Below are 22909 nucleotides of genomic sequence, written 5' to 3'. Positions count from 1 at the left end.
GATCAATTCTTTTTAAACAAGCGTTGTGCATATTCATGCAGCGATCTGCGCCAGGTTTGCCATTCGTGGGCTGTTTCAGGCGATTCGTAATACACGTATTCTATCCCCTGTTTTTCAAGCATCTTCCGGAAGGCACCGACGGAACCCGGGAAAGGCTCCGGTTCTTTGGTTCCCAAGCCCAACCAGAAAACATCGATCTGCTCATTCACTTTTTTTCCATCGTCGAATTTTCCGTCGAGAAAAGTTGCCGGATCAATTTCGCTGGAACTTGGGTAATTGGACGTGCCGCTAAAGCCACCATAATTTGAAAACACCCCCAGGTTGTTCATGATGATGCGCATGGTTTGATTGGCGCCCATCGACAAACCGGCTATGGCGCGGTGTTTGCGATCGAGAATGGTGCGGAATCTGGCATCAATCATCGGGATGATTTCCGATATCATCACTTCTTCAAATACCGAAACCGGACGCGAATTTCCATCGGAATTTTCATGCGGTTCATAAGCGTAGCCATTGTCCATGACGATAATCATAGGCACAGCTTTCTTTTCAGCAATCAGATTGTCAAGGATCAGGTTGGCTTTGCCCTGGCCGGGCCAGCCAGTCTCGTCTTCAAAACTTCCGTGTTGAAGGTAAAGTACCGGGTAGCGTTGATCAGTGCTCGTTTCATAGCCGGGCGGGGTATAAACAAAGCAACGCCTGAACGATTGGGTCAGCGGTGAGAAATAATTCAGTTCGCTCACCAGTCCGTGGGGTACCTCTTTCATGGCGTAAAAATCGCGGTCGTGTGCCGGAATTTCAATGCCACTGCCCCATCGGCCCGCACCATAAAAGAATTTGGTACCGGGGTCGGGAACCGATGCGCCGTCGATATTGAGTTGATAATAGTGAAAACCTTCGTCTTGCGGTGCCGATTCGCCGGTCCACACGCCGTCTTCATCTTTCACCATGTCGTACTTTACCCCGCCAATGTCGAGTTGAACCAGCTTTGCTTCGGGTGCCGAAATCTGTGCCCGGACACGACCCTCGGAATTCACCTGCGGAAACGCTTTTCCCGGCTGGTTGACTTCCGACGGTTTAAAATCTTCGATTGCTTTGCTCGTTTGGGCCAAAACAAGGTTGGTCGCTGACAAAACAAACAATGCCAATATCAATAAAAAGTGTTTCATCTTCTATTATTTGAAAAGCAATTGAGCCATTTGATGCAGGCTGCGCCGCCAGGTGTGAAATTCGTGGGCCGTTCCTTCCGAAATGTAGGACACCGCATTAAATCCGGCAGTTTTCAATTCTGTAGCTGCGCTTTTAACACCATCGGGACGTTCCTTGCTTCCACAACTCATGAACACAAGCTTCAGGTTTTTATGATCGGCCAGTTCTTCCGACTTGTACACACCGCCACTGAAAAGGCCATAATGCGAAAATACATCGGGCCGGTTCAGGGTAATCAGCCTGGTTTCAAAACCGCCCATCGAAAGACCTGCCATGGCACGGTGCTCCTGGTCGGCTAAAGTGCGGAAGTTTGCATCAACGTATGGAATCAGTTCGTCAACGAGCACGGTCTGAAAAGGTTTGATGTCGAAATTGCGCAGGCCGCCAAAGCTGATTTCGTTGGTCATGCCATAAGTCATCACGATGATGAAAGGCGTAGCTTTTCCTTCAGCAATCAGGTTGTCCATAATGAAGTTGGCACGCCCCTGGATGGGCCACGATGTTTCGTTTTCGCAATAGCCATGCTGAAGGTACAATACCGGATATTGCTCCGACGACTCCCTGTCGTAACCCGGAGGGGTGTAAACATAGGCCCGGCGATCAGTTTGGGTACTTTCCGAAGGGAAATAAATTTCGTGCACGTGCCCGTGCGGAACATCCTTCTTGGCAAAAATATCCTGATCGTCCGAAGGAACTTCAATGCCACTTCCATAACGGCAGGCTCCGTAAAAGAATAAGCTGCCCGGATCGGGAACCGAAGCCCCGTCGATATTTAGCTGGTAGTAGTGAAAACCGACATCCTGCGGAGCAGATTCACCGGTCCACAAACCGTCTTCATCTTTCACCATGTCGTATTTTACCCCGCCAATGTCGAGCTGAACGTATTTGGCATCGGGAGCCATAATTTGTGTTCTCACCCGCCCTTCGGAATTCACCTGTGGGTAAGCACTTCCGGGCTGGTTCACCGGCGACGGTTGGAAGTCTTCGACCACCTGTGCGCTTGTGTTTATCGAAACAAAAACACACAACACAATCAATAAGGAGATTTGTTTTATCTTTTTCATCTTTCAAATAGTTAGGTTATTATTATTGAGCCTTTCAGCCTTGTTTCACTTTTTAAAAAGTATTATTCAATTTTTACGCTTAGTTGCTTTAAATCATTTTTATCCGAACTGTTTCCATAAAACACATCGTACTCGCCGGGTGTTACGGCCATTTTCCGTTCGCTCCAGTCGTAGAATTCAAAGGCCGAAGGTGTCAATTCGATGGTTGCTCTTTGTGATTTTCCGGCCGCCAGTTCAAGCCGTTGGAAACCACGCAATGTTTTCAGCGGACCATCCACATCGTTCACCTTGCGGATGTAAACCTGCACAATCTCGGTTCCGGTACGTTTGCCGGTATTTTTTACAGGAATACTCAACTGTGTATTTTCGTTGGCTTTGATGGTCGCTTTACTGATGGTGGCATCGCCAATTTCAAACGTTGTATAACTCAATCCAAAGCCGAAAGGATACAGATAATCGGTTGTGTAACGATAAGTACGGTCGGTCATTGAATAATCTTCGAAATCGCCCAGCTTATCGGAGTTTTTATAGAAAGAAAGCGGCAATTTACCAGAGGGATTATAGTCGCCAAACAGCACATCGGCGACTGCTTTTCCACCCTGTTCGCCTGCGTACCAGGCCTGAAGGATTGCATCGCAGGTTTCAACTTCAGGTTCCAGGGCAATGGCCGATCCTGAACAATTGACAAAAACCACTTTTTTGCCGGCTGCTTTCAGGGCTTTCAGACAATTTCGCTGAACCAAAGGTAACTCAATATTGGTGCGGTCTCCACCTTTGAAACCGGGATACGAAACGGGCATTTCCTCACCTTCGAGCTTGCCCGAAAGGCCGCCTACGAACACCACCGTTTCAATGCCTTTTAGCTTATTGATCAACGCGGTATAATCAACATCCACTTCTTTCCCAAAATCAAGTTCGATGTTGGCTTGCCAGTTGTTGAGCTGAGCATAGCGAATTTCAATGTTGTACTTTTTTCCGGCTTCAAATTGATAAGCAATGCGCGAAGGCAGGGTTCTCCAGTTGTTGTAATACTGGAGTTGCTCGCCGTTGACCAGCAATTCGAAATATCCGGTTGCTCCGCCTTTGAACACCAATTCTTCTGTTTTTTTCGGAATGAATTCGGCTTCGAACAAGGCAGAAAATCCTTCAAGTTTCACGCCCGAGGCAAACTCGTGTTGTCCGGCAGTGGTTTTCTTGATGGAGCTACTAATTTGCTGCGAAATCACAGGCTGTCCTTCACGTTCGGCATTGTTCCAGTAGCTGGCTTTAAATCCCGGTTTTCCTTCGAATGAAAGCTGTGAAAAATAGCTTTCGGTCACTTTGTCCTCTACCAGGTCGCAGCCTTTGTCGTAAAATATCTTCTTATCCGAAAGCTTGGTTTTGATGCCCTCAAGAATGGAAATGGTTTCAATGGGTGTTCCGTTATAGTTGCCCCACAACATTTCCTCGTCGTTGGCATTGGGGCCAATCACTGCAATTTTCTTAACCGATTTGGACAATGGCAGGATGTTGTGGTTATTTTGAAGCAGGGTCATGCTTTGTTGGGCCATTTCATAGGCCAGTTGCTGGTGCTTCTCGCTGTTGATGACCGATGCCGGAATTTGGGCCCATGGCACCAAGGCATCGTCATCGAAATCGCCCAATTCAAAACGACCGATCAATACGCGCTTCAAACTTTTATCGATATCGTCTTCCTTCATCAGACCGCGCTCAACGGCTTCGGGCAGGGTTTTATACGGATAATTTTCCCACACGCATTCCACATCGGTTCCGGCCAGCACGCCTTTTGCTGCGGCATGCACCGGCGTTGATGACACATTGTGCGTGGTGAAAAAATCGGTAATGGCACCGCAGTCAGACACCACGATGTGCTGAAAACCCCATTCATCGCGGAGGATGCGCTGTAACAAACGGGTGCTACCACAGCAGGGCTCATCGTCTAAACGCTGGTAGGCACACATCACCTGGCGCACGTCGGCTTCCTGCACCAAAGCTTTAAAGGCAGGCAGGTAGGTTTCGTGGAACAAGCGCGGGCTTACATCATTCAGGTTCAGTTCGTGACGGCTCCATTCGGGGCCTGAGTGAACAGCGTAATGTTTGGCACAGGCCAGCAGTTTACGGTATTTGGCATCCTCGGGCCCCTGCAAGCCTTTCACCACCTGCACGCCCATGCGCGACGTGAGGTAAGGATCTTCGCCGTAGGTTTCCTGTCCACGTCCCCAGCGCGGATCGCGAAAGATGTTCACGTTGGGTGTCCACACGGAAAGACTGAGAAAGCGCTTGTTCTCGTTACCACGGCTGAGATGCTGGTGGTATTTCGCGCGTCCTTCATCCGATACCGCATTGAAGATATTGTAAAGTAATTCGTCGTTAAACGACGCGGCCATACCAATCGGTTCGGGAAAAACGGTTACACTGTCGTTGTTAGCATAGCCGTGGAGTGCTTCGCTCCACCAGTTGAACTTGCGAATTCCCAAACGTGGAATGGCTTCACTTTGATCGCACATCAGGGCGGCTTTTTCTTCGAGTGTCAACCTGGAGATAAGATCTTCGGCACGCTCTTCAAAACTTAGGTTTGGGTTTTGAAAAGGATATTGTTGGGCAAAAGCTTGCAGCGTGCAAAGCATGCCCAGTACGAAAACGAATTGCTTTGTAAAGCAGAAAAAATTGGTTCTCATCATACCATTACATTTAGTTTAGCGTCTTCAGGCTTGCCGCAAAGCCACCCCTACGGAGTAACTTCACATCAACCTTGCTGGAGTTATCCACTACCAAATACCTGGAAGAAAGCATCTTGTCGTGCTCTCCATCAGCAATGAGTGTCAGTTTATACTTCTGTCCGGCTTTCAGAAAATCAAAGCTTATCGTTTTGGTCTTTTCCTTATTCTCTGAATTGATTCCTCCGATATACCAGGAGTCGCCGGTTTGGCGGGCAATCATCACATCGCGCCCAGGAAAGCCGTCGAGAAATTTCGTATCGTCCCAAGCAGCAGGCACTTCTTTTAAAAACCACTTGGCGGCATCGGGCAAATTCGCGTAGCCCCCGGGACGGTCGGCCAGGTGTTGCAGCGCTGATTCGAACACCACACTAAGAGCTAATTCGTGCCCATATGATGTGATGTGAGGATGCTGCGAATTGGTGAAGGTAACCGGGGTATAGTCCATGGAACCAACGACATTCCTGGTAAAGGCCATAACTGAATTATGCTCGGGAGCCGTGTTTGTTAACTCCGGGTTGTTGTTGTACCATTCGGCGCCGCGAACACCCTCGTAGGTCATCAGGTGCGGATACGTACGTGCCCAACCGCGGGGGACCAGGCATCCGTGAAAATAAACCAACAGTTCGAATTGGGCCGCGTCTTCAAGAATATCCAGGTAGTAATCAACCATATACTGCTTTTCGCTGAGAAAAAAGTCAATCTTTACTCCCGCGAATCCCTGTTCTTTCAACCAGGCAAACTCTTTCATTCTGTTCTCGTGGGTTTTCATTCGATCAACCGGGGTTGCCGTAATCCATTTAAACATCCCTGAATTGTACCAAATAAGCGGTTTAACTCCTTTTGAAAGGGCGTACTTTGCTGCATCTTCAACATTACCGCCATTGGCCATAACATCCCACTCCCAGTCGAACAGCGTGTACCGCCAACCCATCGTCGCAGCCAAATCGGTGAACTCACAAACAGTTTGAAAGTCGCGGGTTCCGTGGTTGTCCGACCAGTAGTTCCAGGATACCTTGCCCGGTTTTATCCAATCGGTATCCGGTAAAACGGCAGGAGTAGAAATATCGTCAATCAAGGTTGACTCAACAATGTCAGACAAGCCGCCCAAAATAATGACCCGCCACGGCGATTTCCAGGGGAGGCTAATGGTTGGCAAGGCCTCAGCTTCCCCTTCGTGAGGATAAGGCAGGGTCACTTTGTATGAAGATTGGTCGCCCAAATTGCTGAGCTTTGTGGCGCAGTAGGCCCGGTCCACATCGGCCTCATGCACAAGATACCAATACCGGCTTTCGCCAAGGCGGAAAAGCGCCGGATAACTCCAGTTTTGTTGCACTTGATCATCTTTCATGTGGCTGTATAAGCCTTCATTTGAAAGATCAAACTTTTGCAGCCAGCGTTCGGTGGTGTCGGGCACAACATAAGCTGTGAGTTCGTCCCGAATCGTGAATACACCTTCTTTTTCGGGAAATTCGTACCGGAAAGCCACCCCGTCATTATAAGCCCTGACAATGAGGTTCATTTTGGCTTTGCCGGAATTTTCGAACGCTACGACCACTTCATTGGCTTCGTTGCTACATTGCGAGCGTTTACCATGTACGGCACGATAGTTTTCTTGTATCAGCGTAGGTTTTCCCGCCTTCAGGAATTGAAGATCTTTTGAAAAATCCTGATCTTCTCTGACCAATCCCAAATCAACTCGGGGAATCATTTCTGAAACCTGATGATCATCGTGGTAATTGACCTTCAAATACCATTCGCCTGTGTCAACCTGCTGTCCATGAAATAGGTTGACACTTATTTTCTTATTTGGGGACGTTACGGTCAACTTCTGAGAAACTGCTGAAATCGTAATCAGAAGGAAGAGTGCTGTGAATAGTTTTGCTTTCATTTTTTTTATCACTGGGAAATACATTGACAGTCATTCTAATTCATCACGAATTTGCTTATTGTATAGACAAGGCCGCCAGCCCTCTGATTGTGATGATTTTCACGAAAATCCAGACAGGAGAAAGAACGATCTGTTTCATAATCAATACAATTTAGTTTTCTACGGTTTCATCCAACCAAAGCTGTTTCGTCAATTTCGATGTCATAAAAAAGGCTGCTTCAATCACACTAAATCAACTTCTCAACACCTCATTCAAACTGTAATGAATTGAAAAACCGGCCATTTCGTTAGGTTCTTGATTGTAAAATTAAAGCATTGTCGAAGTCAAAGATTCTAATTTCAGATATATGATTATAAAAATTAGATACTTGATCAGGAAATACAGTTTTTCCAGACAATTATTGCCTACGAAAATTGTTATTACATCAATTCATGAAACACAATGGTGTTTTATGTCATGGCATGAATCCAGCGTTGACCGATTATCATTCGTGCCTAAAACTGCACCAAGATCTTCAAAATTTTGCCGTGATTTTCCGACCAATCCTGGACCGCTGCCGGAACATCTTCTGGCGCGATAATTTTGGACACCAACAAGTTTTCATCCAGTTTTCCGCTTTTCAAATACTTGATTACCGCCTCAAAGTCAGATGGATTTGCATTGCGCGATCCAAGGATTTCCAATTCCTTCTGCACCCACAATTTGGTGGCAAATGAAATATCGCTTCCCGCATAACCAATACAAACGACCCGCCCGGCAAAAGACACTTCTTCAATGGCAGCTTGGTAGGTAAAGGGACTTCCGGCTGCCTCAACAACTACCGATGGGCCATGTCCGCCGGTCATTTTCTGCAACTCTTCATGCAAATTCTGTGATTTTGAATTGACGACGTGATCCGCTCCAAGCCGTTTGGCAACTTCCAGTTTCGAATCGTCAATGTCAACAGCCACAACTTTAGCACCCCGCAAATGCGCTCGGACAATCGCACCACTGCCAATCATGCCACAGCCAAAAATAACCACCGTATCCGAATCGGTCACCTTCCCGTTGTCCACAGCGTGAAATCCAACAGTCAGTGGTTCCACCAGGGCCAGCTGAACGGCTGACAACTGTTCATCAGCCAACACTTTTTGCCAGGGAACAGCCAGGTATTCGGCCATGGCTCCGTCGCGCTGAACGCCCAGGGTTTGATTGTAACGACAGGCATTAAACCTTTTTTGCTTACACGAGCTGCATTCTCCGCAATTGGTATAAGGAACCACGGTTACCTGCTGCCCCGGCTGAAAAGTAGCCGGCACCTCGGCACCCACACTTTCAATGACTGCGGAAATTTCGTGTCCCGGAATCCGCGGAAATTGCACCAGCGGATTTTTTCCCAGGTAAGTACTTAAGTCGGAGCCGCACAGTCCGACATAGCTCAGTTTTAACAGAATATCTTCCGCACCGGTTTGTGGCATCTCACGAACGACCATCTTCATTTCACCGGCTTGTGTTATTTCAATTGCTTTCATTATAGTTTGATGTTAGATAACTTGATGCTTGATACTTGATACTTGATGCTTGATACTTGATACTTGATGTTAGATACTAGATTCTTGATAGTTGATACTTGATACTAGATGTTTGATACTAGATGCTAGCGACCGTAGGGAGTCCCGATTGCTCGGGAATGTTAGATGCTAGCGACCGCAGGGAGTCCCGATTGCTCGGGAATAATCAATCCAGATGATAAAAATGCCTCGCGTTTTTGCTGAAAATCTGTTCCTGTTCGTCCGGACTCAAACCCGACAACAGGTCCTTCACAAGATTTAACCAATCTGAGTAGCTGGTTGCGACCAGGCACACCGGCCAATCAGATCCGTACATTAGGCGCGAAGGGCCAAAAGCGTCGAGCACCACTTCGAAATAGGGACGAAGTTGCTCTTCGGTCCAGCTTTTATAGTCGGCTTCGGTGACCATGCCGCTGATTTTGCAGCTCACATTGTCGCGCCGGGCCAGCTCTTTCATATTTCTGGCCCAGGGTTCTGTTTCATTTTTCTTGATTTTGGGTTTTGCAATATGATCGACCACAAACTGCTGTTGCGGATGCTGGTCCACAAAACGGATCGTGTTGGGCAATTGATGTTCAAAAATCAAGATATCGTATACCAGCCCGTAATTTTTTAGAGCAGAAATTCCCCGGTTAAAATCTTTTCCCAATATAAACTCCGGATCAGGTTCTCCCTGCACCACATGCCGGACACCCTTCAGCCAGGGACTTCCGGAATATTGCTCCAAAACCTGATGAATGTGTTCCGAAGCCAATGGCAGCCAGCCCACAATGCCTTTGATAAAATCATGCGCTTGGGCCATTTTCAGCAGCCAGTCGGTTTCTTCCAGGCATTGCCGGGCCTGTACCGAAACGACGCCCTGCACATCGGTTCCCGAAATCGTCTCTTTCAAATTCTTCGGAAGAAAACTTTTTCGAATAGAACCCATATCGTCATCAATCCAGTCAAAATCAACCGGGTTGTAGTTCCAAAAATGATGGTGTGTATCAATAATCATCGTTAAACTATTTACAAGTAGGGATACTCCGGATCAATAATTCCCGCCTTTTTCAGGGTTTTCCAAAACTCGGCCGGATAAGTTTCTTCGAGAATGACCTTGTTGCGGGCCATTCGTTTTGGTTTGCTCGGATTGAGGGCAACCGCTGTAATCTGAGGTGCCGACAAGGCAAACTTCAGGCAGGCATCGCCGGGTTCAATTGCAAAATTTTGGCATACGGCAAAAAACCGGTTTCGCCAGTCAAACAAAGGTCGGTCGGCCTCACTTCGCGGATCAACAAGCCGGTAATCAAAAAAGTCGCCACCGGTTAAAAAGCCGGCATTAAATATGGCCGAATTGATGATCCCCACCCCATCTTCGTGCAACTGCTTCATAAAATCAAGAATCTCTTTCGGATGATGATAAATCGTAAATTTATTGGCAAACATCACCCAGTCGAATTTCACTTGCTGATAAAGTTCTTTAATCACCAGCCAGTCTTTTGAGCCAATGCCAACAGCCTTTACTTCACCTTTTTCCTTCAGTTCAAACAAGGCACGGTAAGCGCCCAGCACATCATTCAAGCGTTGTTTCCGGTCGGCTTCATCGCTTGCGGCTTCCAGGTATTCGTCCGGGTCATGTACCGATACCAGTTCGGGTTTGTAGTTTCCGCCAAGAAGGTCACAACCTTGTTGCCAGCATTCCAGAATGCCGTCGTAGCTAATTTTCTGAACGGCATCGTATTTCAGCTTGGCCCAAGCGCCTGGTTCAAAGGTTGGCTCTTTCGTGGTTAAAGGCACCCGATACCAGCCCAGCTTGTTGCTGATGGAGATTTGTTCCGGTGTAATGCCCAGCTTTTGCAGCCCCTGCCCAATGACCTCCAGGGCCAATCCAGCGCCGTATTTACCGGCTGTATCAATCATCACCCGGCCATCGGCCACCCGGAACCATTCGCGGATCAAGGCCAGCTTTTCCGTTTCGCTCAACTCGCGGTAAAGATTTCCAAGGAAGCTTGTTCCGTAGATTACCGGGGGACAAGTTATACCTGAGCTTCCCAATTGTCTTGAATTCATCCTGTTAGTTTATTTGTTTTTGCTGCCCATCCTTTGCCTGATATTCCGCCGACTGATCCAGCTCATAAATGCGTTCCATCAGCACCCATTTTTCGTTGGCGCTGGCCTCTTTGCTGGTCACCTGAAAACGGGATACAAAAGCCTCCCACTCCGATTGCTGCGGCATTCCGGCCAGCGCAGTCATCGCCTGGTCATGGTCAAAATCGGCCACCGTGTCCATAATCATAAACAGGCGATTTTCGTGGATGTAAATTTCCATGTCCAGAATGCCAACTGCTTTCATTCCCAGCGCAATTTCGGGCCAGGTATTTCCGGGTGCATGAACTTCTTTGTAGGCTTCAATCAACTGCGGATTATTTTCCAACAGCAGCGTTTTGCAATAGCGTTTAAATTTCATCGTAGGTTGGATTATAGATGTAAATATCCAATAAATCACCCTTCTGTTAAAGACAACATATCCAGCTATCTGCATGCAAAGCTTTGCGGAAAGCTTTGCGGAAAAATTAAAATGTTCTTAAACACAAGATGGGCTGACCAAACTTCAACCAAAAGAAAAAGCTATTTTTGTGTTGAATACAAATAATCATGGGCAACAGACACACCTCCTTAAAAGATTTGGCCAGAGAACTGAAGGTTTCCATCTCAACCGTTTCGCGGGCATTGAAGGACCACCCGGATATCAGCCGCGAGATGAAAGAGAAAGTGAAGCAACTGGCTCTGGCCCGAAAATACAGTCCGAACCCGCTGGCCATGGGATTATTGAAACAGGAAACCCGGATGATTGGTGTGATTGTTCCCGATTTGGTCACCCACTTTTACGCTTCCATCATTGCCGGTATTGAGAGTTTTGCCAAAGAAAAAGGCTATTTTATTTTACTGGCCAGCTCGAATGAGTCGTATGAAAAAGAAAAGGAATCGATTGAAAATTTGCTGAAAGCCCGGGTCGAAGGCCTGATTATTTGCATGAGTCAGGAAACCCGTGAAACCAGCCACTTTAAAAGTTTGCTGGCCGAAAACATTCCCCTGGTATTCTTCGACCGGGTGTGCTTGCAGGACCAGGTGTCGTCGGTTACGGCAGATAATACCGATGCTTCGAAAAAGATTACCCGGCATTTTGCAGAGCAGGGCTATCGACGAATTGCTTTTATTTCAGGGCCGGAGCAGCTCAATATCTCACGCGAACGACTGGCCGGATATATTGCCGGGCTGGAATCGTGCCAGCTTCCTGTTGATGCGGATTTGATTGAGCAGTGCAACCTCAGCCATGACTCGGCTCGCCAGGCCATGAACAGGCTGCTAAACCTGCCCAACCCACCCGACGCGGTTTTTGGCATTAACGACACGGTAGCCTTTGCTGCCATGAAGGAAATCAAGCGACACCAACTGCAAATTCCAAACGACATGGGACTGGTAGGTTTTACGGACGAATTTCACGCGACGGTGGTTGACCCGCCACTCACCTCCATCACGCATCCGACCTATGAAATGGGAGTTGAAGCTGCACGGCTTTTTTTCGACCAACTCAACTCGAAACAAAGTCCCAAAACAGTGACCCTAAAGACCCGGCTGGTTGTAAGGGAATCGTCGGACAAGGCAAGGTAGAAAGACAAAGGGAAAAACAGTCAAGGGCAACCATTTGAGCACCTCAGTAATGAATTTCTGATGGAAACAAACAGTTCTTTGGATATTCAGAAGGAACAAAAAAACTTCCCAGCCATCAATTCGTGGCTGAGAAGTTCGTTGTGTTGATCAAAACGGTTGAAGCAGATGATTAATATCCTGGGTTTTGATAGGCATCTTTTTCTGCATCGGTCATTTCCATACCATCAATCTGGCTCTGTGGAATGGGACGCAGGTAATGATAAGGTTGAATACTACGCGTAAAGGTTTGCGCATCATGATCGCCCTTGGGGCTTGACGCGATGGTGTATGTCGAAGCCAATTCGGTCCATTTTTGAGTGCGTACCAAATCGAACCAACGGAACCCTTCGCCATAATATTCGCGTGATCTTTCTTCGAGAATATAATCGATGTCGATTGTTTCCGGCGTTGCAGCGATCATGGCCGCGCTGTTGTCCTCCACCCGCTCTACATTGTTAAACCTGTCGAAGCTCCACTTTCCGGCGCGTGCTCGGATCACATTGATCAGTTCTCTTGCACTTTGACCTGATTTTGTGGTAGCGCCTTTCACTGCTGCTTCGGCAGCAACAAAGTAGAGTTCGGAGAACTTCGCAATATTAAAGGGACGGGTGACCGCAGCATTCGGTTGTCCCAAAGTACCGGCATTGTCAGTGCGGTAAGTACTCATCTTCCAGGTTCCGGGATAGACCACCCGGCTAATTCCGCTTGGCGAAATCACATAATCAGCTCTTCCCGGCAAAGTTCCGCCGCCAACATTGCTTGGCCCTGCTCCGGTAGGATAGCTAATTGGCGTAGCAGGTTCTTCGGGCAGAAAGGTTAGTATGGGATCGCCCGGATAAACTTTTAAGCCGTTTGCACCATAGTAGAATTCGGTATTGTCGTTATTGAGCGGCCAGTTGCCACGGTATACATTCGTGAAAGAAGCATCGAAACGCGAATCCTCCGTTTTGTTGCTAAAAGTATTTACATACGCTTCAATGGTCGGGCACATACGTGTCCACGGGCGACCAAGATCCTGAGATGCTTCACGCAAAACGGTACCCACTGAACCCGTGCCATCCGGACTTGTGGCGCTTCTGATTTCCGTATAGTTCCAGGTCATCATCCAGGCTGCAAAGTTATCCGCGTCGCCTCCGTTGCCATACGTCAGGCTCGCGCCATTATACTTCTCGCTGGTTTCGGTATGGTCGGCATAAAACAACATCTCCTGGTTACGTTCGTTTCCGCCCACATGGAGTTCATAAAATGTTGGCATGAGGCCGTAAGGACCCGGATTGTCAATAGCGGTAGTCGCCACATCGTACGCCTGTTGAAAATACCACGATGCATCATGTCCGTCGGGGTCCGTGCGGGGAGCTTCAGGATAAGTAGGTATATTGTTTGGATTTTCCAGCCACCAACCGTAGGTAAGGTAAGCTTTGGCCAAAAACAGGCGTGCCACAGTTTTGGTTACGGTACCCGTCAAACGTCCAACTTCCGGTAAGTCGTTTACCGCTGTCAGCAGGTCGGGGAAGATGGCTTTGGTGTAAACCTCGGGTACGGTATTGCGCACAGATACCCTTACAGGCGCGGTGTTGAATTTCAATTCGCCCGCACCCAGGTCTAAAGGCACCCCTCCAAAAACCTGCACCAACTGGAAATAGTCGAATGCTCTAAAAAACCGTGCTTCAGCTATTAAAGATGCATCGAGGCCAACTCCTTCGGCATTTTCAATAATACCCGAAGCGGTGTTGATTGCCGGGAATGCATGATCCCACAAAGTACCGATCCCGCCGGTCTCCGTGGATGTAATATTCCCCTGCCCGCTAATGTCCATCACCTTAAAATTGCCGTCAGCACTTTGTGCATAGGTTGCTTCATCGGTACCGGTTACACCTGAGTTATAATAGTAAGCATTGCCGTAAATGAAGCGCAGGTGCGCATACAGTGCTGTCAGACCTCCATTAACACCTTTTTCGGTCTGGAAATAACCAGGTTCAAAGATACTGCGTGGTTCTTCATCCAGAATATCAGAACAACCTATCGAAAATACCGTCAATAGGACTGTTCCTATGATCGTTTTTATATTTATGTATTTCATCGTTTTCATCTATTTAAAATGTCAAATTAACTCCAATGATGTAGTTTCGGGTTGATGGCGAATTAAAGCCTACCGTTAGGATCCGGTTATTGTAACCACCTGTTGCTACGTTTTGGTCTCCGCGTGAGTTGGTTTCGGGATCCAATCCCATTTCTTTATTGAAGTCGGAGAACATCACAAACGGATTCTGTACAGTAGCATAAATGCGCATACTCACCCCTGAAGCTTTGAGTAATGATTGGCTGAAATCATAGCCCAGAGAAATATTCCGTACTTTGAGGAACGAACCATTGAAGTAGGCCATCGTGCTAAGGTACTTCGGGTTGTCTCCACTGATCACACCAGCTGGATTTGGATACTTGGCACCGGTGTTCTCAGGCGTCCAGTAGTCCACTTTAATGTTCCCCCGTCGTCCGGTCATCAAATTAAGGTAGCTGCTTGGTCCGTTAAGGGTACTGACGAGAATTCCACCGCTTTGGAAGCTTCCTATCAAACTCAGGTCAAAACCTTTGTAAGCTACCCGGGTATTAAAACCTCCCTGGAAATCTGGATCTACTTCCAGAACCTGCCTGTCATCGGGTCCGATTTGCCTCACGGGCGTGCCATCACTGTTATAATCACCTGTGTATTTCACCTTAATCATACCGGCGTTACCACCGGGTTCGAGGATATCGCGGTGCGGATCGTTTTCCTGCCACAAGCCTACCCGTTCATAATCGAAAATTGAATTGATACTGTAACCAACAAACCAAGCGTTACCTTCGTCCCGCTCCTGTCCGGAAGCAAGGGCGACCAGTTCATTCTTGTTTGTATAGAAGTTAAGACCAGCTTCCCAGGTCCATCCATTCACATTGTTCAGAATCGTGCCATTCAGCGAAAGTTCGACACCTTTGTTTTGCGTTTCGCCAATATTAGCGGTATAGCTGCTTACTCCCGATGTGCGGGGCAAGCCAAGGCCCAGCAAAATGTCTTTGGTGTTCGTTACATAGTATTCAAGGGTTCCCGACAGGCGGTTTTTCAGCAAGGCAAAATCCACGCCATAGTTCCAGGTTTCAGAGTACTCCCATCCCAAATTGGGGTTCGGCAATTGGGTTACATAATAGCCTGTTGCATAAGTCGCATCGCCAAAGTTGTAGTTCCTCGAAGTCAAGCGGCCCAGGGTACTGAATGCCCCAACGGCCTGGTTGGAAGTTTGTCCGTAACCAACGCGGAGCTTCAACCGGTCTAAGGTCCGGAAGTCTTGCATAAACGGCTCATTCTTGATATTCCATCCGGCAGAAACGGCCGGATAGGTATGCCACTTGTGTCCTTCGGCCAACCTTGATGAAGCATCGGTACGAACCGTTGCGGTCAGCATATACTTGTCGCTATATTCGTACATCACACGCCCCATGTAGGATACTAATCCCGTTTGCGTATAGCCACCGTCAGCAGGGTTGGTTGTTGTAATTTCACCAAGAGAATTACTCAAACTGTAATACTGGAAAGACTCCGAAGGGATGCCTTTTGCATTGGTGCCTGAGTTAAAGCTGGTATTTTGTTCGGCTGAGTATAGTCCAACGACATTCACCCGGTGTTTGTCCGCAAAAATACGATCGTAGGTCAGCAGGTTTTCAATGGTCCAATGGTAGGTGTGATAATTGCTGATTGATGCCGTAGACTCGGTATCCGGATTACTGCTGTTTACGCCTTCGGCCGTGTAGCTTCCGTTGTTTGTCTGAATAAAATCCAGACCGAGTGTGGCACGGAATTTCAGGCCCTCAACCCATGGAATTTTCACTTCGCCATAAACCGAGTTGTAAGTGGCAAATCCCCTGTTGTGTTCCAGCCATTCATCTTCCAATCCTTCAACCACATCTCTTGTAATGGTATATTGCTCATCCAAAGGCATTCTGATGGTTCTTCTCAAAGTGCCGTCTTCATTGTACGGGTCGGCAATCGGCGACATGCTTAACACGCCATACAGACCAATCTGGTTGCCCTCAGTAAAGTTGTAGTTGTTGTTTGAATTGAAACCGAAGCGGACATACTTGCCAACTTCCTGATCAACCGAACTGCGCAAACTATAGCGCGTAAACTGGTTTGTGGGTATTACGCCCTGATCCTGAAGGTAACCAATGTTAAAACTGTAGGTTCCTGTTGCAGTACCACCAGAGAGTCCGATGTCGTGGCTTCCCTGGTTTCCGTTTCTGAAAAACATGTCTTGCCAGTCGGTGTTGATTTCATCAAACTCATCGGGTCCGTTTGTAAACTGGCCCCTAGCTGCGCGAAGCGCAATAAACTCCGGGCCATTCATCATCGGGTATTTGGCAAAAACTTTACTCACACCCTGGCGCCCGTTATAGGTGATTTGTGCCTTCTGGCCTTGTTTTCCTTTGTTGGTGGTTATTAAAATCACACCATTCGCACCGCGCGAACCGTAGATGGCGGTTGCTGAAGCATCTTTCAAAATATCCATGCTTTTGATGTCATTGGTGTTGATTTCATTAATCGACCCAACAAAAGGAATTCCGTCAAGCACAATCAAGGGGTCGTTACTGGCGGTCAGCGAACGGGTGCCGCGGATGCGGATTTGCATGGTGGCACCGGGCCGCGTTGAAGTTTGCGCAAACTCCACCCCTGGCAGCCTGCCCTGCAGGGCCTGCGTGAAATTGGACGCGGGAATATCGCGCAACGATTCACCGGCTATTGAGGCCACTGAACCGGTCACGGCTTCTCTGCGTTGAACGCCATATCCCACAACAACAACTTCTTCAATATCCGAAACCTTGGATTCAAGAACCACATCAATAACCGACTGCCCTGCAACAGGATGCTCCTGGTTCTCCATTCCGACGAATGAGAAAACCAAAGTGCTTTCTTCCGGAACATTGGACAGGGCATAATTTCCATCAAAATCGGTAATGGTCCCATTCGTTGTACCTCTCACAACGACTGTAACCCCAGGCAAAGGATCTCCGGTGACGTCGGTAACCGTACCCGAAACGGTTTTCGGTTGCTGGATGCGCTGATCAAACGACCATCTCATATCATTTTTCGAGATAATTACCGACTTGTCCACAATTTTGTAGGTCACATCCAGGGAGCCAAGAAGTTGATCCAACACTTCCGCCACACTGGCATCGCTGACCTGCACATTCACTTTTTGGTTAACATCAAAGTCATCGTTGCTGTAAAAGAATTGAAAATCGCTCCGTGCTTTGATTTCCGTGATGACATCTTTGATCGCAACATTCGTATAATCCATGTCAAACTTACTCTGCTGCGAGTAAGTATTGGCCGTTACACCCAGAATGCTGATCAAGAATAGTAGGACTGTTAGTTTCATACTTAACAAAAGTTTAGGCGTTAAATACCTTTTCCGCTCAGGCGGATAAATCTGATTTTTTTTCATAGGTTTGTATTTGAGTGTTAAACTTGCTAATACCAGTTCTGCTAAAACGGGTAATAGTTTATTTTGAGGCCGGATCTGTGACCAACATGATCCGGCTTTCATTATTCATCTTTAATCAAAATCTGTTCTTTATTAAATTCAAATTTTACCTTCCTGATTTCCTGAATGATCTTCAACGTGTACTCCAGCGATCTTTCCTTGTTGATGACCCCGGTAAATCGATACGACTTCAGTTCGTCCGACGCAAAAGCAAACTTCACTTCGTACCAGCGCTCAAGTTGCTGGGCCAACGCAAAGAGCGTTTCATCATTAAAGTAGATTTTCCCGCCTTTCCAGGCAATGTGTTCCGCGATGTCAACCTTGTTTTTTTCCAGCTGTCCGGTATTCTTCGAAAACAAAACCTGTTCTCCCGGAACCATCATCAACGCTTGTTGACCAGCCCGAAACTCAACCTCGCCTTCAACCAAAACCGTGGCAATTTTCGAATCGTTTGCATAAGCTTTCACGTTGAACTGCGTCCCGTGAACCTGAATTTCAGAAGCACCGGCATGCACAATGAAGGGCGATTTTTCGTTTTTAGTAACTGAGAATAAGGCTTCTCCGTCCAAAACTACTTCGCGATTATTTAGATTGAATGATTGTTTGTAGGTGAGCGTTGAGCCAGCATTGAGCCAAACATTGGTACCATCAAAAAGGGTTACATTCGAAATCTGTCCATTGGGCGCTGAGATACTCGCCCAGCTTTCATTTTCAACAGCACCGGTTTGATAAAACCAAAATGCTCCGCCGGCAGTTAAAAATGCAATGATAAAAACAGCGGCATATTTTAAGGCTTCCTTCCACCACGCCCGGGGCGTGGAAAGGCTTTTCTCCAATTCAGCCCAAGCCGATTCCGCTGGTTTTAGTTTCCTTACTTGCGCGACCTTCTCCCGGCTGTGATAGATCCGATGTCCGATTTTCAGCTCTTTTTCACCCACTTCATCCAAGCCGGAATCGATTTCCGGTTCCGACACCTCACCATGCAACAGCGATGCCCAGGTCTCCCATCTATTTTGATCCATTTCTTTCATGCTATAGCTAAGACACAAGAACCCGGCAAGAGGGTGAAAAAAATATCAACTTTTTAAAGAAAAAAACAAGAACAAGGACTTAAACACCTCATTAAATGTCTTTTAAAATTCAACACTTCTTTAAGTTGAAAAAATAAAAAAGGCTGAAAACAAAGCTTTTTAATTGCGTGCGTAAAATTTTATAGGCGATTCCCATTTGGGTTTTGACTGTATTTTTTGACAGGCTAAGGGTGGTAGCAATTTCGCTGTAAGTCAGGTTGTCCTGATAGGCCAAAAGGAAAATTTTCTTACACTGGCTGGGGAGAAACTCAATGGAAGAAGCTATTTGAACTGCAAGCTCATCTTCAGCATGTTGAGCTTCCGATTCTTCATCAAAACTGACTAAGAACCCGCTATCAGTTAGTTCATCAAACTGGCGTTCGCGTTGTAAATAGTTGATACTTCGATTCTTTACGGCATTTAGCAAATAGCTTTTCAGGTTTCTGGTAATCTTCAACTCTGCCCGCTTCTGCCATAAATACAAAAACGTTTCTTGCACAATATCCTCTGCAACCTCCGGGCTTTTCACATATCGAAGGGCAACCAGACAGGAAAGATGATAATTCCTTTTAAAGAACAATTCAAAAGCTTTTACATTTTCCAAACTAACATTCATCAGCACAAATCATTATTTGCATTTTGAACTTGAACTCACAATTTATATATTTTTGATGCACCAGCCATCAAACTGTACGACTATTTTCAACAACAGAGCAAAGCTTTGGTCGCGTGAAACCGACATGACAGTCCTGAACCCAAACATAAAACAAATCGGCTAACGATGCTTTACCAAGCCAAGGTTTCATGGCCGTTCAAATCCTCATTTCAACATGTCAATTATTCATATGATGAATTAAAATATCTAATATTGAAACACTTTTCCTTTCAAACACCTTAATTTTAAAGCGGAAACGTAAAATCAAATCACTTAAAACCTATTGACTTATGAGAATGGCATTTCTTTTTACACTGTGCCTGGCCTTTAGTTCCGTGGCATTTTCGCAAACATTTACCATTACTGACCTGAGTTCGCTGTCAGACCTGATGTCGTTTGAGAAGAATAAATCCAAAGATTTTAATAACCCGAGCTACGCCAATATTGAAGGAACCGCCTATTTGAATGAAGAATTTGTTCGGGGAGATGTGTTTATTAACGACACGATTTTGATTGAAGAAGTTCCGCTGAGGTACAACATCTATTCTGATCAGATGGAATTTGTGAGTGCCCAGGAACGAGTTTTGGTTATTGACGATGCCAACAAGAAATTCGAATTTAACCTTGGTGGCGAATTATTCTCCATCGAAAACTACATCGATCGGGGGAACACCGAACATGGCGTTCTGCAGCTGGTCGTTGACGGCGATTTCCGGCTTTACAAAAGGTACCAGGTCGATTTTAAGCCGGCCACCAAGACCATTGGCTTTCAGGAAGCGCAACCGAACCGCTTTACCCGGCAGGATGATCAATACTTGCTTGCGGTGGGAGAACAAACTCCGGAAACGGTGCGCAACCACAAAGATTTGCTCGAAAAACTGAAAGTGCACAAACCCGCTATTGAAAATTATGCCAAAGAACAAAAGCTGAAACTTAAAAAGGAAGAAGGCCTGGTTCAGCTGATTCAATATTGTAACGAATAGTCCAAAACCTAAAAACGTTAACTGCCAGCGCCATTCAGTTCTAACTTTGAAATATCGAATAACGAACAAGAAATAAGAAACAGCCAAATACCAAGGCTCCATGCTGTTTGGCTTCCTTATTTCTTGTTTCTTATTTCTTGTTTGATTTCTATTCTCTCACACGCCAACAAATACGTATGATCCTATTCCCCGCCGCCGTCAATGGTTTTGATGCTGCCGTCTTCGTTGTATTCCAGCTCCACCACCTTCATGCTGCGCAGCCAGGTTTTACCACCCGAAGGCACACTGTCGTGATGGAATAAATACCATTTGCCTTTGAATTCAACAATCGAATGATGGGTTGTCCAGCCCACAACCGGTGTCAGGATAACCCCTTTGTAGGTAAAAGGTCCGTAAGGATTGTCGCCCACGGCGTAGCACAGCTGGTGCGTATTGCCGGTGGAGTAGGAAAAGTAGTATTTGCCTTGGTATTTGTGCATCCACGAAGCTTCGAAAAAACGACGGTCGTGATCGCCGGCTTTCAACACGTCGCCATTTTCGTCGAGGATGACAATTTCGCGCGGTTCTTCAGCAAATTCGAGCATATCGTCACTCAGCTTCACGATTCTGGCCGGCAAGGCCGCCTCGTCGTCCTTGGGTTCGTGCCCGCACTCAATGGCTTTGTTGTTGCGGTAGCGCTGCAGCTGTCCGCCCCACAGACCGCCAAAGTACATGTAGTGCGAACCGTCTTCTTCAAACACGCACGGATCAATGGAGTAGCTGCCTTTCATAGGCGCTTCCTGTGGAACGAATGGTCCTTCGGGCTTGTCGCTGATGGCCACGCCGATGCGGAAAATGTCGGTCTGGTCTTTCAGCGGAAAGTACAAATAATACTTGTCGTCTTTGCAGGCGCAATCGCAATCCCACAACTGGCGTCCTGCCCAGGGAATGTTCTTCACATCAAGAGCCACCCCATGGTCGGTCACTTCGCCTTCTACATCATCCATCGAGAAAATATGATAATCGCGCATATCGAAATGATCGCCGTTATCGTTCTCCGGAATGCCCGACTCCACATCGTGCGACGGGTAAATATATAGTTTGCCGTTGAAAACATGTACGGCCGGATCGGCAGTGTACAAGTCCGGCACCAGGTATCTTGCTTTTTTCATACGTTTGTTTTTTCAATTTATTGAACCCACTTTGGGGTTCTCAAGTTCTCAAGCATGTTGTTTATGTACCTCCGGTTTCACCGGAGGCTTATCATCTTGAAGTCCTTCGGACTTGTACTTACTAAAAATCCCGAATGGGTTTCATTTTGAATAACCGTGGGTGCTACCCCACGGGTCTCGCAATCTTCTCTATTTTTCATTGATCAGGTTGAACTTGTTCCAGGATCTCCCTTTCGTGGCAAGAGATCCCGAAACAAGTTCGGGATGACCCTACTGTTTGGTTGCTGCTTCAATAATTTTTGCCACGGCCGTTTTTGGCTCATGGTTCCGGTCAAATAGCAGCGGGTAGTCGGTACGTCCGCGAACCGGGAAATTGTTTTTCCACGAATCGCCATCTGCCACACCCCACAAAGTTACCCGGGTCACATCGTCCGAGTGCTTCAAAAACAAATTGAAGAAGTCCAGCATGCGAGCGTCCCACTCGTCTTGTTTTTCCTGAGGAACCACGCCGTCGGTATAAGGGTTCAATTCCTGTTGATATTCAATATTTGTTGAGATATCTGCTCCCACATCGCGTCTGCGATTTGGCAGAATAGACATATCCAACTCGGTCACCATCACTTTCATGCCTTCGTTGGCATAGGCCACCATGGCCGCTTCGTAGTCTTCCAACGACGGGCTGTCCATGCCCACATGCCCTTGCATGCCGATTCCGTCAATGCGGACGCCATCGGCTTTCAAGCTGCGAACCATTTGCACAATCGCATCACGTTTTCCGGGGTACCACTCGTTGTAATCGTTGTAGTACAATTCCGCATCAGGATCAGCTTCATGGGCAAACTGAAAAGCCAGCTTGATGAAATCATCACCTACAATTTGATAAAACTTGCTGTTACGCATACTGCCGTCTTCCATAATGGCTTCGTTCACCACGTCCCAGCCTTTAATTTTCCCCTTGTAACGGCCGACTACCGTATAAATATGCGTTTTCATTCGCTCGATCATCACCTCACGCGACACATCGTTCCCTTCAGCATCGGTGAAAAACCAACGTGGAGCCTGTGAGTGCCAGATCAAACAGTGACCGGTGATAAACAGGTCGTTTTCAACGCCAAAGTCAACAAACTGGTCGGCCAACGAGAAGTCAAACTCACCTTCCCTGGGCTGGATTTCGCCACTCTTCATGCAGTTTTCAGCGACTATCGCGTTGAATTGTTCTTTAACAACCCGAACGCCGGCTGAGTCTCTTCCGGTAATTTGGTTGGCATTCAAAGCAGTGCCAATATGGAATTTACCAGCCAAAGCGTCTTTCAAGCTTGGCTCTTTTTTGGCACTTTGTTGAGCAGTGCACCCGACAAACAAAACCGCTGTCAGCAGGAATAACGCGACTAATTCTATTTTTTTCATAATAATCC

At 47.0% G+C, this 22909-nt stretch carries 16 protein-coding genes; 2 read left to right on the top strand and 14 right to left on the bottom strand.

Annotation, left to right across the window (positions count from 1 at the left end; genetic code table 11):
* Positions 1-2: 2 nt before the first annotated feature.
* From NC99_RS10400 to NC99_RS10365, 8 genes are all read right to left on the bottom strand, one after another.
* Positions 3-1169 carry an alpha/beta hydrolase-fold protein gene (locus tag NC99_RS10400; protein WP_053183372.1) on the bottom strand — a complete coding sequence of 389 codons (1167 nt, stop codon included), beginning with the start codon at positions 1167-1169 and terminating at the stop codon, positions 3-5.
* A 6-nt stretch (positions 1170-1175) separates the two neighbouring features.
* Positions 1176-2273, bottom strand: a complete 1098-nt coding sequence (locus NC99_RS10395) for an alpha/beta hydrolase-fold protein (RefSeq protein WP_053183369.1) — start codon at positions 2271-2273, stop codon at positions 1176-1178.
* Between the two features lie 62 nt (positions 2274-2335).
* Complete coding sequence (xyl3A, locus tag NC99_RS10390; protein ID WP_239684435.1) at positions 2336-4954, bottom strand: xylan 1,4-beta-xylosidase; 2619 nt, start codon at positions 4952-4954, stop codon at positions 2336-2338.
* Positions 4955-4964: 10 nt separating this feature from the next.
* Positions 4965-6881 (bottom strand): glycoside hydrolase family 97 protein, encoded by a 1917-nt coding sequence (locus NC99_RS10385; protein ID WP_053183366.1) that lies wholly within the window; start codon positions 6879-6881, stop codon positions 4965-4967.
* A gap of 495 nt (positions 6882-7376) precedes the next feature.
* Positions 7377-8393 carry a zinc-binding alcohol dehydrogenase family protein gene (locus tag NC99_RS10380; RefSeq protein WP_053183364.1) on the bottom strand — a complete coding sequence of 339 codons (1017 nt, stop codon included), beginning with the start codon at positions 8391-8393 and terminating at the stop codon, positions 7377-7379.
* A gap of 205 nt (positions 8394-8598) precedes the next feature.
* A complete protein-coding gene (locus NC99_RS10375) occupies positions 8599-9429 on the bottom strand; it encodes an amidohydrolase family protein (protein ID WP_053183362.1) in 831 nt (276 codons plus the stop codon).
* 11 nt (positions 9430-9440) lie between these two features.
* Entirely contained in the window at positions 9441-10481 is a 1041-nt protein-coding gene (locus NC99_RS10370; RefSeq protein ID WP_053183359.1) for an aldo/keto reductase, read from the bottom strand.
* Positions 10482-10485: 4 nt separating this feature from the next.
* On the bottom strand, positions 10486-10878 hold the full coding sequence (locus tag NC99_RS10365; protein ID WP_053183357.1) for an L-rhamnose mutarotase: 393 nt from the start codon (positions 10876-10878) through the stop codon (positions 10486-10488).
* Positions 10879-11066: 188 nt separating this feature from the next.
* Between NC99_RS10365 and NC99_RS10360 the strand changes: the two genes are divergently transcribed.
* The gene (locus tag NC99_RS10360) at positions 11067-12083 is read left to right on the top strand and encodes a LacI family DNA-binding transcriptional regulator (protein ID WP_053183355.1); all 1017 of its coding nucleotides are present in this window, start codon (positions 11067-11069) and stop codon (positions 12081-12083) included.
* A 169-nt stretch (positions 12084-12252) separates the two neighbouring features.
* Here NC99_RS10360 and NC99_RS10355 read toward each other — a convergent pair whose 3' ends face one another.
* The 4 genes from NC99_RS10355 to NC99_RS10340 all read right to left on the bottom strand — a co-directional run bounded on the left by NC99_RS10355 (position 12253) and on the right by NC99_RS10340 (position 19321).
* Positions 12253-14202, bottom strand: coding sequence for a RagB/SusD family nutrient uptake outer membrane protein (locus NC99_RS10355; RefSeq protein ID WP_053183386.1), 1950 nt, complete (start codon positions 14200-14202; stop codon positions 12253-12255).
* A gap of 13 nt (positions 14203-14215) precedes the next feature.
* Positions 14216-17530: a TonB-dependent receptor gene (locus NC99_RS10350; protein ID WP_162231199.1), complete on the bottom strand. Its 3315-nt coding sequence runs from the start codon at positions 17528-17530 to the stop codon at positions 14216-14218.
* 167 nt (positions 17531-17697) lie between these two features.
* Entirely contained in the window at positions 17698-18657 is a 960-nt protein-coding gene (locus NC99_RS10345; protein ID WP_162231198.1) for a FecR family protein, read from the bottom strand.
* 118 nt (positions 18658-18775) lie between these two features.
* Positions 18776-19321, bottom strand: coding sequence for an RNA polymerase sigma-70 factor (locus tag NC99_RS10340; protein WP_053183349.1), 546 nt, complete (start codon positions 19319-19321; stop codon positions 18776-18778).
* Positions 19322-19650: 329 nt separating this feature from the next.
* On the opposite strand from NC99_RS10340, the gene NC99_RS10335 reads away from it, so the two are divergent.
* Entirely contained in the window at positions 19651-20343 is a 693-nt protein-coding gene (locus NC99_RS10335; protein ID WP_157624765.1) for a hypothetical protein, read from the top strand.
* 182 nt (positions 20344-20525) lie between these two features.
* Here NC99_RS10335 and NC99_RS10330 read toward each other — a convergent pair whose 3' ends face one another.
* On the bottom strand, positions 20526-21494 hold the full coding sequence (locus NC99_RS10330) for a glycoside hydrolase family 43 protein (protein ID WP_053183343.1): 969 nt from the start codon (positions 21492-21494) through the stop codon (positions 20526-20528).
* A 270-nt stretch (positions 21495-21764) separates the two neighbouring features.
* Entirely contained in the window at positions 21765-22901 is a 1137-nt protein-coding gene (locus tag NC99_RS10325; RefSeq protein WP_053183340.1) for an endo-1,4-beta-xylanase, read from the bottom strand.
* Positions 22902-22909 lie beyond the last annotated feature (8 nt).

The sequence above is a fragment of the Sunxiuqinia dokdonensis genome, assembly GCF_001270965.1.
In the GTDB taxonomy this organism is placed as follows: Bacteria; Bacteroidota; Bacteroidia; order Bacteroidales; family Prolixibacteraceae; genus Sunxiuqinia; species Sunxiuqinia dokdonensis.
Note: the sequence above shows the minus strand (reverse complement) of the source record. Positions and strands in the feature narration are given on the sequence as shown.

What these genes read in the sequence shown, in the direction of transcription:
- NC99_RS10400 (WP_053183372.1), bottom strand. Translation starts at nt 1,169, where the DNA reads ATGAAACACTTTTTATTGATATTGGCATTGTTTGTTTTGTCAGCGACC.
- NC99_RS10395 (WP_053183369.1), bottom strand. Translation starts at nt 2,273, where the DNA reads ATGAAAAAGATAAAACAAATCTCCTTATTGATTGTGTTGTGTGTTTTT.
- xyl3A (WP_239684435.1), bottom strand. Translation starts at nt 4,954, where the DNA reads ATGATGAGAACCAATTTTTTCTGCTTTACAAAGCAATTCGTTTTCGTA.
- NC99_RS10385 (WP_053183366.1), bottom strand. Translation starts at nt 6,881, where the DNA reads ATGAAAGCAAAACTATTCACAGCACTCTTCCTTCTGATTACGATTTCA.
- NC99_RS10380 (WP_053183364.1), bottom strand. Translation starts at nt 8,393, where the DNA reads ATGAAAGCAATTGAAATAACACAAGCCGGTGAAATGAAGATGGTCGTT.
- NC99_RS10375 (WP_053183362.1), bottom strand. Translation starts at nt 9,429, where the DNA reads ATGATTATTGATACACACCATCATTTTTGGAACTACAACCCGGTTGAT.
- NC99_RS10370 (WP_053183359.1), bottom strand. Translation starts at nt 10,481, where the DNA reads ATGAATTCAAGACAATTGGGAAGCTCAGGTATAACTTGTCCCCCGGTA.
- NC99_RS10365 (WP_053183357.1), bottom strand. Translation starts at nt 10,878, where the DNA reads ATGAAATTTAAACGCTATTGCAAAACGCTGCTGTTGGAAAATAATCCG.
- NC99_RS10360 (WP_053183355.1), top strand. Translation starts at nt 11,067, where the DNA reads ATGGGCAACAGACACACCTCCTTAAAAGATTTGGCCAGAGAACTGAAG.
- NC99_RS10355 (WP_053183386.1), bottom strand. Translation starts at nt 14,202, where the DNA reads ATGAAATACATAAATATAAAAACGATCATAGGAACAGTCCTATTGACG.
- NC99_RS10350 (WP_162231199.1), bottom strand. Translation starts at nt 17,530, where the DNA reads ATGAAACTAACAGTCCTACTATTCTTGATCAGCATTCTGGGTGTAACG.
- NC99_RS10345 (WP_162231198.1), bottom strand. Translation starts at nt 18,657, where the DNA reads ATGGATCAAAATAGATGGGAGACCTGGGCATCGCTGTTGCATGGTGAG.
- NC99_RS10340 (WP_053183349.1), bottom strand. Translation starts at nt 19,321, where the DNA reads ATGAATGTTAGTTTGGAAAATGTAAAAGCTTTTGAATTGTTCTTTAAA.
- NC99_RS10335 (WP_157624765.1), top strand. Translation starts at nt 19,651, where the DNA reads ATGAGAATGGCATTTCTTTTTACACTGTGCCTGGCCTTTAGTTCCGTG.
- NC99_RS10330 (WP_053183343.1), bottom strand. Translation starts at nt 21,494, where the DNA reads ATGAAAAAAGCAAGATACCTGGTGCCGGACTTGTACACTGCCGATCCG.
- NC99_RS10325 (WP_053183340.1), bottom strand. Translation starts at nt 22,901, where the DNA reads ATGAAAAAAATAGAATTAGTCGCGTTATTCCTGCTGACAGCGGTTTTG.